Annotated in this window: 12 protein-coding genes; 4 read left to right on the forward strand and 8 right to left on the reverse strand. The window is 59.7% G+C overall.

Features of this window, described 5'->3' with window-relative positions:
- Positions 1 to 4: 4 nt before the first annotated feature.
- The 6 genes from M5B96_RS11970 to M5B96_RS11995 form a co-directional block, all read right to left on the reverse strand.
- A complete protein-coding gene (locus M5B96_RS11970; protein WP_248796899.1) occupies positions 5 to 859 on the reverse strand; it encodes an N-acyl homoserine lactonase family protein in 855 nt (284 codons plus the stop codon).
- Complete coding sequence (locus M5B96_RS11975; RefSeq protein WP_248796900.1) at positions 856 to 2,229, reverse strand: KamA family radical SAM protein; 1,374 nt, start codon at positions 2,227 to 2,229, stop codon at positions 856 to 858. The genes M5B96_RS11970 and M5B96_RS11975 overlap by 4 nt, the downstream gene beginning before the upstream one ends.
- Positions 2,230 to 2,313: 84 nt before the next feature.
- Positions 2,314 to 4,167: an asparagine synthase (glutamine-hydrolyzing) gene (asnB, locus tag M5B96_RS11980; RefSeq protein ID WP_248796901.1), complete on the reverse strand. Its 1,854-nt coding sequence runs from the start codon at positions 4,165 to 4,167 to the stop codon at positions 2,314 to 2,316.
- 130 nt (positions 4,168 to 4,297) lie between these two features.
- The gene (locus M5B96_RS11985) at positions 4,298 to 5,821 is read right to left on the reverse strand and encodes an MFS transporter (protein ID WP_318654835.1); all 1,524 of its coding nucleotides are present in this window, start codon (positions 5,819 to 5,821) and stop codon (positions 4,298 to 4,300) included.
- An 85-nt stretch (positions 5,822 to 5,906) separates the two neighbouring features.
- Positions 5,907 to 6,584 (reverse strand): hypothetical protein, encoded by a 678-nt coding sequence (locus M5B96_RS11990; protein WP_248796902.1) that lies wholly within the window; start codon positions 6,582 to 6,584, stop codon positions 5,907 to 5,909.
- A gap of 281 nt (positions 6,585 to 6,865) precedes the next feature.
- Entirely contained in the window at positions 6,866 to 7,111 is a 246-nt protein-coding gene (locus M5B96_RS11995) for a hypothetical protein (protein ID WP_248796903.1), read from the reverse strand.
- Between the two features lie 165 nt (positions 7,112 to 7,276).
- Between M5B96_RS11995 and M5B96_RS12000 the strand changes: the two genes are divergently transcribed.
- From M5B96_RS12000 to M5B96_RS12015, 4 genes are all read left to right on the forward strand, one after another.
- Positions 7,277 to 7,753 carry a PaaI family thioesterase gene (locus tag M5B96_RS12000; protein ID WP_248796904.1) on the forward strand — a complete coding sequence of 159 codons (477 nt, stop codon included), beginning with the start codon at positions 7,277 to 7,279 and terminating at the stop codon, positions 7,751 to 7,753.
- A complete protein-coding gene (locus M5B96_RS12005; protein ID WP_248796905.1) occupies positions 7,750 to 8,205 on the forward strand; it encodes a PaaI family thioesterase in 456 nt (151 codons plus the stop codon). The genes M5B96_RS12000 and M5B96_RS12005 overlap by 4 nt, the downstream gene beginning before the upstream one ends.
- Positions 8,206 to 8,295: 90 nt before the next feature.
- The gene (htpG, locus tag M5B96_RS12010) at positions 8,296 to 10,200 is read left to right on the forward strand and encodes a molecular chaperone HtpG (protein ID WP_248796906.1); all 1,905 of its coding nucleotides are present in this window, start codon (positions 8,296 to 8,298) and stop codon (positions 10,198 to 10,200) included.
- A gap of 66 nt (positions 10,201 to 10,266) precedes the next feature.
- On the forward strand, positions 10,267 to 10,995 hold the full coding sequence (locus tag M5B96_RS12015; protein WP_248796907.1) for a dienelactone hydrolase family protein: 729 nt from the start codon (positions 10,267 to 10,269) through the stop codon (positions 10,993 to 10,995).
- A gap of 174 nt (positions 10,996 to 11,169) precedes the next feature.
- Here M5B96_RS12015 and M5B96_RS12020 read toward each other — a convergent pair whose 3' ends face one another.
- A complete protein-coding gene (locus M5B96_RS12020; RefSeq protein WP_248796908.1) occupies positions 11,170 to 12,033 on the reverse strand; it encodes a pirin family protein in 864 nt (287 codons plus the stop codon).
- Positions 12,034 to 12,096: 63 nt separating this feature from the next.
- Positions 12,097 to 12,513, reverse strand: coding sequence for an OsmC family protein (locus M5B96_RS12025; protein WP_248796909.1), 417 nt, complete (start codon positions 12,511 to 12,513; stop codon positions 12,097 to 12,099).
- Positions 12,514 to 12,632 lie beyond the last annotated feature (119 nt).

Below are 12,632 nucleotides of genomic sequence, written 5' to 3' on the forward strand. Positions count from 1 at the left end.
CCTTTCATTCATTTGCCCAGGGCGCCGCATCCAGCGCGAGGTTGGAAACCGGATGTTCGTGCAGGGCGACAATGTCCGACTCACCTCTCCAGCTTGGGAACCGCAGGCGTACCGCCGGGTCGTGGCCGGGGATGATGTGTTGCGGCCCGGCGGCCAGATCTTCGATGCGCTGGTGGCCGTCGAGCATGCCGGCCACGTCAAGCACGATCGGGAATGGCCGACGCGAACGCAGGTTGTCCCAGTAATGCGCGGCATCGCTGGCCAGCACGATGAAGCCGCGCGCGGTATGCACCCGGACCACTTGCAGGCCGGCGGTATGGCCGCCCAGCAAGTGCACGCTGATGCCGGGAGCGATGGTTTTGTCGCCGTTGGCGAACTCGACCCGGCCGGCATACAGGCGCTCGATGGCAGAGGCCACATCACGCGCTTCGAAGGGTTTGCGCAGTGGTTGATGGCACATGCAGCGACCGGTGCAATAGGCCATCTCGGCTTCCTGCAGATGCAGTCGGGCATTGGGAAATGCATCGATATTGCCGGCATGGTCGTAGTGCATGTGGGTAATGACGATGTCCTGCACGGCGTTGGCATCGATGTCCAGGCGCTCCAGCAACTGGACCGGGGAGTGCAGGTAGGTGCGTTTGCGCCGCGCGGCCATTTCGGCGCTGAAACCGGTATCGACCAGAATCGTGCGCTGGCCGTCCCGGATCACCCAGATATAGAAGTCCAGGGGCATCGAAATGTCATCGTGGGGATCATCGCCCAGGTAGTTTTCAGCGCTGCGCCGCTCGCCATGGGTGGCGTAGCGCAAGGCGAAGACTTCGTAGCGGGGGACATTGGTGTCGGGCAAAGAGTGGTTCATTCCGTGACCTCCAGCAGGCGTTCGTCTTCATCGATCAACTCCACCGGTATCACGGCGTCGTTGGCGGCCATCTGTTTTTCGAAGAAAAAGCGTTTTTCGCCGAAGGCCGGCACCAGGTCGTCCAACCAGGTGGCTTCGGGGTCGAACTTGGCGAAGAACGGTCGGCGCACCCACAGCGGGTCGCGGGCCTGCAGGAACTGCAGGACGAAGACCTTTTCCCCGGCGATCTCGGTGATCCCGTCAATCATCACCTTGCCTGGGAAGGCGCTCATGGACGGGCCCCTTACCGTGCGCGCCAGACCCGAGACGCTGCGGTAGGCCTGGGTGAAGATTTCATAGGCGCGGGCCAGTGGCAGGTTGAAGTACTCGCTGGGGCCGGTGTCGCGCTCGACGAACATGTAGTAGGGGATGGCCCCCAACTGCACGCCGGTGGTCCACAACTCGGCCCAGTCTTCGGGCGACTCGTTGACATGGCGGATCAGTGGTGCCTGGATGCGCAGGGTCGCACCGGTGGCGAGGATATTGCGCACCGCCGTCTGGGCGAGAGGGTGTTTCAGTTCGCGTGGGTGATTGTAGTGACCCATGATCGCCAGGTTTCGCCCGGCGGCGACAACGCTTTCGAACAGCTGCAGGAGGTCCAGGGAGTCTTTGTCGCTGATGAAGCGCTGTGGCCAGTAGGCCACCGACTTGGTGCCGATACGGATGTTCTGTATATGGGCCAGTTCGTCCGTCAGCAGGGGTTCGATATATGCTTTCAACGCCCGTGCGCTCATGACCAGTGGATCGCCGCCGGTGATCAGTACGTCAGTGACCTCGGGGTGCAGCTTCAAGTATTCGACCAGCGTCTCGGAGCTGCGTGCATTGAACTTCAGGTCCTCCATGCCGACGAACTGCGGCCAGCGGAAGCAGAAGGTGCAATAGGCATGGCAGGTTTGCCCGGCGCTGGGGAAAAACAGTACGGTTTCCCGGTATTTGTGCTGGATACCGGCCAGGGGCTTGCCGTGCAGGTGGGGCACGTTGTGGGTCATCTGCCCCGCCGGGTGCGGGTTCATCCGCTGGCGAATGCTGTTGACCAGCTTGTCGATATCCGGTTGCGGCGCGGCGGCCGCCAGTAGATCACGCAAGGCGGCATATTCGTGTTCGCGCAGCATGTCCCGATGGGGAAACGTCAGCCGATAGATAGGGTCGTCGGGGATGTTGTCCCAATCGATCAGTTCATCGAGCACGTAGTTGTTGACCCGAAACGGCAGTACCAGGGAAACCACTTCAATGACCTCGCGCTGCTCCGCCGAGAAGCGGGTCCATTGCGGTGCATTGCGGATGGTTTGCCGGGTGTAAGGTTTGAATGCCCACATTTGGTTATCGTCCATGAGCCCTCTCCTGAAGGATGGAAATCGAAGCTGAAGCCCGGCTCAAGCGGGTGGCCAGGGGGAGTTGCGAGTTCGCCGCCGGACTCAAAGGTCCAGGGTGACGTCGTACTCGTTCAGCCAGGTATTGAGGCCGATGGCCATTTCCATCCCGATTCGGTTCTGGCGCGAAGACGACGCACCGATGTCCGTGCCCAGCAACTGCTGGATGCGCTTGCTGTCCAGCAGTGGCGCGGCTGGCGCATGGGGGTCGTCGACAATTTGCTGCATGGAGGTTCGCAGCTGTTGCTCGTAGGCTGGATCCTGGGTCGCGGGGTAGGGGTTCTTGACGCGGTCAAGAATGGAGGCGGGCAACAGGTCCTTCACGGCGGCGCGCAGGATGCTTTTTTCCCGACCATCGAAGGCTTTCATTTCCCAGGGGATATTGAAGGCGTAGTCGACCAGGCGGTGATCGCAGAACGGCACCCTGACTTCCAGTCCCACCGCCATGCTCATACGGTCCTTGCGGTCGAGCATGATTTGCATGCAGCGCGTCAAGTGAACGTAGGTTTCCTGGCGCATGCGCCGGTTGACCGCGCTTTCCCCGGGCAGGACAGGGACTTCGCTGATGGCCTGGGCGTAGCTGTCTTTCAGGAAGGCCTGGATATCGAGCTTCTTGACTAGGTCGGGCGCCAGCAGGGCCTTGCCATCAAAGTATTTACCGGTGGCCGAGGTCATCCAGCCGAAGAAGTTCTCGGAAATAGCCTGCGGATCGTGGAACCAGCGGTAGCCACCGAACAGTTCGTCCGCCGCCTCACCCGACAGGGCGACAGTGGAGTGCTTGCGCACTTCCTCGAAGAGTCGATAGAGCGACGGCCACATGTCGCCCCAGAAGGCGGGAGGCAGGTCCAGCGCACGCACGACCTTGACGTGCAGTTGCGGATCGGCCATCAGCGCGCTGTCGAGAATCACCTCCTCATGTCTGGAGTGGATCTGCTCCACCAGTGCCTTGACGAAAGGGGCATCGGGGGTGAGGTTGAAGTTGTTGGCGACAAAGTCCTGGCCGTGCTCGCGGAACTCCAGGGAGAAGGAGCGAATATTGCCTTTGCCGCTTTGCAGGAGCTTTTTCGACGCCAGTGCGGTGATGATCGAGGAGTCGAGGCCGCCCGACAGCAGGCTGCACAAGGGGACATCGGCGACGACCTGGCGGCCGACGATGTCTTCCAGCAGGTCGCGCGTGTGGCTGATGGTCTGGCCTAGGTCATGCTCGTGCTCGCGGGCCTCCAATTGCCAGTAGCGCTGGCGGTTGAGCCCATCCTGGGTCACGCGTATCCACTCGCCGGGCAGCACCTCGTGCATACCTTCGAAGATGGCATGCCCGGGTGTCTTGACCATCTCCAGGATTTCACGCAGACCATCGGCCTTGACCCGGCGTGGCACCAGGGGATTGGCCAGCAGTGCCTTGGGTTCGGAGCCGAAGATCACGCCGTCGCGGGTTTGATAGTAAAACAGCGGTTTTACGCCCGCGCGGTCACGAACCAATAGCAGTTTTTGGGTATGAACGTTCCAGATAGCAAAGGCATAGATGCCGTTCAGATGATCGACAAAGGACTCACCCCATTCAAGATAGGCCACCAGCACCACTTCGGTATCGCTGAGTGTGGTGAACCGGTGACCGCGAGCGCGCAGCTCCGCGCGCAACTCTTGAAAGTTGTAGACCTCACCGCTGTAGGTGATAACCGCGGCATCCTGCCCCTGCTTATCCTTGGCCAGCATCGGTTGGCTGCCACCCTCCAGGTCAATCACCGACAGGCGTCGATGACCGAACCCCACCGGGCCCTTGATCCATAGGCCTTCGGCATCGGGGCCGCGCAACGCCATGGTGTCGGTCATATCTTGCAGGACATGACGTTGAGAACGCAGATCCTGGCCGTACGAAACCCAGCCTGTGATTCCACACATACTTTGCTCCCTTATTTGCTTTATGTTGTTATTTTACTTTCTATGCTCTTGAACGACGCACGCAAAAACCGCCTCCGCTCGAAAAAGAGGGAGGCGTTGTTATTGTTTAAGAGTATTTCTGGGTGGGGCTTTAGTTGGTTGCCAAGCGCTGTTTTGATTGCGGTGCAAATATCGCCAGGCTGATAGCGGCGAGTAACCAGACGCCGATGCCACCATATAACATCAAGATACCAAAGCCGTGGGTCAGGGCGTCGTGAATAGCACTTGATGGTACCAGGGTATTGAAGTTCTGGCTGATCAGCGTATTGCCGGAAGAAATCGAATCGGCCAGCGCGTGGAGTTGTGCAGTGTCGATAGTATCCGGCAAGTGTTGTTTCAGTTGTGTGTACACGGCCTGTGAAAGAATAAGTCCCATCAGCGCAATATTGATGGCCAGCGAAATCATCCGGGCGCTCATGTCGATACCCGATGCCATGCCTGCGCGACTGCTGTCCACGGAGCCGGTGGTGGTGTTGGTGACGGGCGTATTGGTGATGCCCAGGCCGATACCGGCAATCAGGCAGCCGGGTAGCAGGGTCAGCCAGCTGGCCTGTTCCAGGCTGCTGCCATATTTCATCAGCATGAAGCCCAGGCCGATGGTAAAGAGCCCGCAAGGAATCACGATGCCCGGGCGGTAGCGCAAGGCAAGCCGCTCACCGATGGGTGGGAACACCAGGGTCGGCAGGGTATAGGCGAGCAAGGACAGGCCGGCGGTGATCGGGTCGTAGCCCAGCCCGCTCTGGAAGTAGATGGGCAGGTAAATCATGAATGGCCAGAAGCTGAAGTTCATGCCGATCGAACCCAGCAGCGCGCCGGAAAAATTGCGGATCCTGAACACCGAGAAGTCGAACATGGGATGGGAGTGTTTCTTTTCCGCATACAGGAACAGCATGAAACTGATCACCGTCGCGGCCAGGATGCACAGGGCCTGGGTGCTGCCAAAGCCCAGGTCAGGGCCCTGGGTGATGTAGTAGGCCAAGCCGAAGACTGTCAGGGACAGGGTCACGATGCCCATGGAATCGAGTTTCCTGACTTGTGGATCGCGTGACTCTTCGACACCGGTGAACACCAGGAGCAGGGTCACGGCGGCAATCAGCACGTGGACCAGGAACACCCACTGCCAGCTGGAAATTGCCACGATCAGGCCCCCAATGATCGGCCCGAAGCCCAGGCCCATGCCGAATACGATGCCCCAGGCACCAAAGGCTTTGCTTCTCTCACGTCCTTCCTGGAACTGATGGGACAGGATGGCGACCTGTGCGATCAGCATCGCACCGCCCGCCAAGCCCTGAAGGAATCGGCTGGCGATCAGTACCGAGACATCCTGTGCCAGGCCGCAGATCAATGAGGTGATACCAAACGCCAGGATGCTGATAATGAATACGCGGCGACGGCCAAGGCGATCAGCCAGGGTGCCGGTGGCCATCATGATGGTTGTGCAGGCAATGGTGTAGGCATTCATGATCCATTGCATTTGTTTAAAGTCGGCCTGCAGCACTGTTTCCAGTCCAGGCAGAATAACCGGGACACTGGATATCTCCAGGCCGAACATCAGGGACGCCAGGCAGATAGCCGCCAATGCGATCCGGTTTTTTGAACCGTGGGAAAGGGACACAGACAAGCTCCTTGCAATTATCGAATAACGAAAATTGAAATTGATCCATAGTGCGAATGGAAACTTAACGACAATACACGGCGGCTCAGTGTGCGGCGCTGCCCTGTACTTTAAGTGGTGAGCGTTTGACCCAGGCGGCTACGCGCAGACCATAGACAGTCAGTAGTAGGCCAACGCAAAGGATAACGTGAAGTTCCACTGTGGGGCGGTGCAGGGTATAGATGGTGAATGCTGAGAGAAACATTGACCACAAATAGTAACTGCCTAGCCGATGCAGCCATTGCCAGAGGCTACTTCCCAACCAGGCAGCCGTCCGGTCAAAGGAGGTGGCGACCATTGCGTACATGAACAGGTAACCGATAGCGCCGAGAATGCTGAAGGCAAATGGCGGTTTTGCCGTATCGAACAGCGCCGGTGCCGCGATGGCAAAGGCAATGACTGCTGACAGATGCACGGTGTGGGCCATGGCGAAAGCAACCGCCAGGTAGCGCCGGTTACGTTTGAGCCAGTGAGTCAGGGGGGCAGGCCATAGCGCCTGGAGTGCCGAAGCGGCGAATGCCGTGCAGAACAAAACCAGCGCACAACGCGCCGAGAATACCGAGATGTTGCGCACACCTGCCACATCAGGTTGGGCGACCCAGATTGTCAATGCGACAGCTACAATTGCTGTCGTCAAGCTGGCACAGAGGCGCCAGCCTTCCTGCCATTTTCCATAATAGCTTGGGGTCGTCATGCCGACTGCCTCAAATAAATTCGCGTCCATGCTCCTCCAGTCAGCACCCGTATCCGGCAGTTTTGACAGGAGATTATTTGAATCTATGTGTCCTTATTTTTCTGATTATCTGACTGAGCATTCAATATGTCAAGATGTATCAGGGTGTGGTTGTCCGGTAAATTCCCTGCTATGAGGGCGATTGAAAGGCGGGCTGATCAGGGCGGATTGCTATTGCGCAGGTAGCCGAAGGAGGGGGATCAACGCGCAAAAAAAAGCCCGCACAAGGCGGGCTTCCTTTTTACTGCCGGATGTTCTCCGGCAGGCTTCCATCAGGAGCCGGTGGCTTCCTTGGATTGCTCTTGTGCCGCTGCTTTGCTGGATTCAGCCTGAGCTTTGGCAGCATCGGCGTTTTCCTTGGCGGCCTCGTTCACCTTATCCTGAGCCTCGCTCATGCTTTTCTGAGCGTCTTGAGCGTGTTGGTTGGCGTCTTGAGCTTTGTCCTCGGATTTTTTATCGCAGGCGGCGAGACCGAGGGTAGCGGTCAACATCAAGGCAATAGCTAAAGTCTTACGCATGGGGGTGTTGCTCCTGTGTGGATATCACTGACTACTGGCCTTCAGAACACGCTCCCAAGGGTTAAGTTCCTTGATTTTAAAAGATATATAAGTACCGACCGAACGGAACTTTTTCTCTGTGTTTCGTTTTTTGGCTGCGTTTCTCCGGATGAGAACCACCCGTTCATGACCCAGAACCCGATTTTCGAGCGTGCTACCCGCTTTCTCAGTGCCATCCGCCACTGCCAGGTCCTCGGACTGCGTTTGCACAGCGCCGATGCCCAGGGCCTGACCGTGCTCCTGCCATACAGCGCCGAGATCGTCGGCGATCCGCAGACCGGGGTGATCCACGGCGGCGCGCTGACGACCCTGATGGACACCGCCTGTGGCATGGCCACCCTGTGTGTGTTGCCCGAGTTCGAGGTCTGTCCGACCCTGGATCTGCGCATCGACTATATGAACCCGGCGGCGCCCCTCAAGGATGTCTACGGTTTTGCCGAGTGCTATCGGGTGACCCGCGACATTATCTTCGCCCGTGGCTTTGCTTATCAGGATGATCCCCAACAGCCCATCGCCCACGTGGTCGGCACGTTCATGCGCATGGGCAAGGGGATCAAGGGCGCCCGGAGCTTCAGCGGTTCGCTCAACGGCGGTGCGGCATGAGCAACGACTTCAAGGCTCTGCTGCAGCAGGCCCACCAGCAGGGCGACTACGGGCAATTGCTGCAGCGCATCCCCTACGCCAAGCTGATCGGTATCCATTGCTCGCGGCGGGGCGACGAACTGTTGTTCTGCCTGCCGGCGAACCAGGACAATATCGGCAACCCCTTGCTGCCGGCGATTCACGGCGGGGTCATCGCCGGATTCATGGAGCTGGCCGCGGCCCTGCACCTGCTGGTATTGACCGGCTCGCCGGGGGTGCCCAAGGTCATCGACTTTTCCGTCGACTACCTGCGCGCCGGGCAATATCGCGATACTTATGCCCAATGCCAGCTTTGTCGCCAGGGCCGACGGGTGGCGAACGTTGCCATCACCGCCTGGCAAAGCAGCGCGGCCGAGCCGATTGCCACCGCCCGCGCCCACTTCAAGATCGAGGAAACGCTCCCGGGCACTTGAAATCCCCGTCATAGCCCCCAACTTTGATGACAACCCGCCGCCAACCCTTTCGGGGGGCGGCCACTGCCATCCAATTGGAGTTTGATGACCATGAGTGTGGAAACTCAAAAGGAAACCCTGGGCTTCCAGACCGAGGTGAAGCAACTGCTGCACCTCATGATCCATTCGCTGTATTCCAACAAGGAAATTTTCCTTCGCGAATTGATCTCCAACGCCTCCGACGCTGTCGACAAATTACGTTTCGAAGCCCTGTCCAAGCCAGAGTTGCTGGAAGGTGGCGCGGAACTGAAAATCCGCGTGAGCTTCGACAAGGACGCCAACACCGTCACCCTCGAAGACAACGGTATCGGCATGAGCCGTGACGATGTGATCACCCACCTGGGGACCATCGCCAAATCCGGCACTGCCGACTTCATGAAAAACCTCTCCGGCGACCAGAAGAAGGACTCGCACCTGATCGGTCAGTTCGGCGTGGGCTTCTACTCGGCCTTTATCGTCGCCGACCAGGTTGAAGTGTTCAGCCGTCGCGCCGGTCTTTCCGCCAGCGAAGGCGTGCACTGGTCGTCCAAGGGCGAAGGCGAGTTCGAAGTCGCCACCGTCGAGAAGGCCGACCGCGGTACCCGTATCGTCCTGCACCTGAAGTCCGGTGAGAACGAATTCGCCGATGGCTGGCGCCTGCGCAACATCATCAAGAAGTACTCCGACCATATCGCCCTGCCGATCGAGCTGCCGAAAGAAGTGGCCGCGGTCGAAGGCGAGGAGAAGCCGGCGCAGGAATGGGAAACCGTCAACCGCGCCAGCGCCCTGTGGACCCGTCCGCGCACCGAGGTGAAGGACGAGGAATACCAGGAGTTCTACAAGCACATCGCCCATGACTACGAGAATCCGCTGAGCTGGAGCCACAACAAGGTCGAAGGCAAGCTGGAATACAGCTCGTTGCTCTACGTACCGGCCCGCGCGCCGTTCGATCTGTACCAGCGTGAAGCACCCAAGGGCCTCAAGCTCTACGTGCAGCGCGTATTCGTCATGGACCAGGCCGAATCCTTCCTGCCGCTGTACCTGCGCTTCATCAAGGGCGTGGTCGACTCCAACGACCTGTCCCTGAACGTGTCGCGGGAAATCCTGCAGAAAGACCCGATCATCGACTCGATGAAGTCGGCGCTGACCAAGCGTGTCCTCGACATGCTGGAAAAACTGGCGAAGAACGAGCCTGAGCAATACAAGGGCTTCTGGAAAAACTTCGGCCAGGTCATGAAAGAAGGCCCGGCTGAAGATTTCGCCAACAAGGAAAAAATCGCCGGCCTGCTGCGCTTCGCCTCCACCCAGGGGGACGACGGCGAGCAGGTGGTGTCCCTGGCCGAATACCTGGCCCGCGCCAAGGAAGGTCAGGACAAGATCTACTTCCTGACCGGCGAAACCTACGCTCAGGTCAAGAACAGCCCGCACCTGGAAGTCTTCCGCAAGAAAGGCATCGAAGTGCTGCTGCTGACCGATCGTATCGACGAGTGGCTGATGAGCTACCTCAACGAGTTCGACGGCAAGAGTTTTGTCGATGTGGCGCGCGGTGACCTGGACCTGGGCAACCTGGACTCGGAAGAGGACAAGAAGGCTGCCGAGGAAGTCGCCAAGACCAAGGAAGGCCTGGTTGAGCGGATCAAGACCGCCCTGGGCGACGCTGTCAGCGAAGTGCGGGTTTCCCACCGCCTGACCGACTCCCCGGCGATCCTGGCCATCGGTGAGCAGGACCTGGGCCTGCAGATGCGCCAGATCCTCGAGGCGAGCGGGCAGAAGGTGCCGGACTCCAAGCCGATCTTCGAATTCAACCCGGGGCACCCGCTGATCGAGAAGCTCGACGGCGAGCCGGACGAGGACCGCTTCGGCGATCTGTCGCACATCCTCCTCGACCAGGCGGCCCTGGCGGCCGGTGACAGCCTGAAGGATCCGGCGGCTTATGTGCGCCGTCTGAACAAGTTATTGGTTGAGTTGTCGGTTTAAACTCGTCGTACGAAAACCCGCTTCGGCGGGTTTTTTTATCCTTGGATGTTTTTATCGGAGTCCGAAATGAGCCAAGTTACTGTGAGTTCGGTGGTCTATCAGATCGATGGCCAGTCCTATGAGAGTCGTCTGGCCTTTGACGCCGGTCACAAGGGGCCGCGCCCGGGCCTGCTGATGGCACCGAACTGGATGGGCGTCAGCGCCGGTGCCGAGAAGATCGCCCAGGCGGTGGCCGCCAAGGGCTATGTGGTGTTGATCGCCGACCTCTATGGTCAGTCGGTTCGCCCGGGTAACAACGACGAAGCCGGCGCGGCGATGATGCCGTTGAAAAATGACCGTGCCCTGTTGCGCAAGCGCATGCAGGCGGCGCTCGAAGCGCTGCAAGGCCAGGAGTTGGCGGCGGTGGACACGGCGAAGCTGGCGACTTTCGGTTTCTGCTTTGGCGGTTGCTGCTCGCTGGAGCTGGCCCGTACCGGCGCGCCGTTGAAAGCCACCGTGTCGTTCCACGGCACGCTGGATACGCCGAACCTGGCGGATGCGAAGAGCATCAAAGGTTCGGTGCTGGTGCTGCATGGCGCTTCCGACCCGTTGGTGCCGAAAGAGCAACTGCCGGCATTTGAAGAGGAAATGAATGCCGCGGGTGTCGATTGGCAGTTGTTGAGCTATGGCGGCGCGGTGCATTCCTTCACCGATCCGCACGCCAATGTCCCGGGCATGATGATGTATGACGCGAAGACCGCTGGCCGCGCGTTCGTGTCGATGCACAACCTGCTGGAAGAAGTGTTCAAGGGCTGAGTCTTGTAAGGTCCATGGCTTGATCATGGGCCTTCTGGCGCTCTTGAGGGGCTCTTAGCGGGCAAGCTCCGCTCCCACAGGATCGAGTCGCACCGAAAACTCTCGGTCAGACACGAACATTGTGGGAGCGGAACTTGTCGCATCGCCGCAAAGAACGATAACGCGGTCTAGCGTTTATCGTGGCAACTCGATCCGCTCGCTTTCCCCCGGCACCGTCGGCCAATCCCCGGCCGCCCAGCGCTGGCGGGCACTATCGATCAACGCCGGATCGCTGGCCACGAAGTTCCAGTTCATCCGCCGCGGCCCATCCAGCGGCGCCCCGCCGATCACCACCAGATGACATTCACCCTCGGCGAACAGCGTGAGGCTTTGCCCTGTCGGCAGCACTACCAGGCTGCGCGGCTCCAGCGCTTCACCCTCCAGCTGTGCCTCGCCTTCCAGCAAATAGATCGCTCGTTCCGCATATTCATCGGCAATCAGCAGGGTGGTCGCGCTTTCCATGTGGATATCGGCATACAGCGTGGGCGACAACACCGGTACCGGTGAGGTCAGGCAAAAACCGCTGCCGGCCACCAGGCGGATCCGCACCCCCAGGTTGTCGCTGACGGGCAGGCTGGCGGCCGGGTGATGGCTGTAATGCCCAGGCCCCTGTTCCAGCGTCTTGGGCGATGCCAGCCAGATTTGCAGGCCATGCAGGCTGGAGCCACTGGCGACGAGTTCGGCCGGGGTCCGTTCGACATGGGCGATGGCGCTGCCGGCGGTCATCCAACTGACATCGCCGGGTTTGACCTGCTGCTCGGAACCGAGGCTGTCCTTGTGCACGATCTCGCCGTCGAACAGGTAGGTCAGGGTCGACAGGCCGATATGCGGGTGCTGCCGCACATTCATCCCCCGTCCCGGTGGATAGCGGGTTTCCAGCATATGGTCGAAAAACACGAACGGCCCGACGCTGCGGCACTGGGCCGAGGGCAGGGGGCGCAGGATCGGTTGACCTTCGACATCCTCGGCGCGAGGACGGATCACCAGTGGTGTGTTCATGGGGGAGGCTTCCTGGCTCAGCGGGCAATGCGCAAAGCATAACCCGCTTTTTCGCCGCCGCCGTTACTGGCTGAAGGCGCCTTCGGCCAACAGGGTTTCGATGCTGACTTCGGTGCTGGTCATCAACTTGTGGACCGGGCAGCGATCCGCGACTTTGTGCAGCTCTTCGCGCTGGGCATCGCTGAGCGCGCCCTTGAGGGTCAGTTTGACCTGCAAGCCGTACTTGCCTTTCTGTTCCTGGCTGTTGTCACGCTTGACCTCGACTGTGACCCCTGTCAGCGGGATGCCTTTCTTCTGGGCGTAGAGCTTGAGGGTCAAGGCTTTGCAGGTCCCCAGGGCGGCGTCGAAATAATCGTGGGGTTCCGGTGCCGAGCCCTCGCCCCCCGCGCTCCTGGGCACATCGGCAAACAACAGGTGGTCATCGATCTGCAGGCTGTGACGAAAACCTTCGCTGGATTCGGTGTTGATGGTGATGGTCATGACAAACCTCATGAAGAGTGACGGGAAAAGACCCTGAACTTTATAGATCACTCGGCGTGGGTGATGTTCAGCTTTTTTCGCGCTCGGGCCCTGGCGGGAGCCGGTTACAATGCTCGCCA

The sequence above is a fragment of the Pseudomonas sp. MWU13-2105 genome (genome assembly GCF_023242315.1).
Taxonomy (GTDB): domain Bacteria; phylum Pseudomonadota; class Gammaproteobacteria; order Pseudomonadales; family Pseudomonadaceae; genus Aquipseudomonas.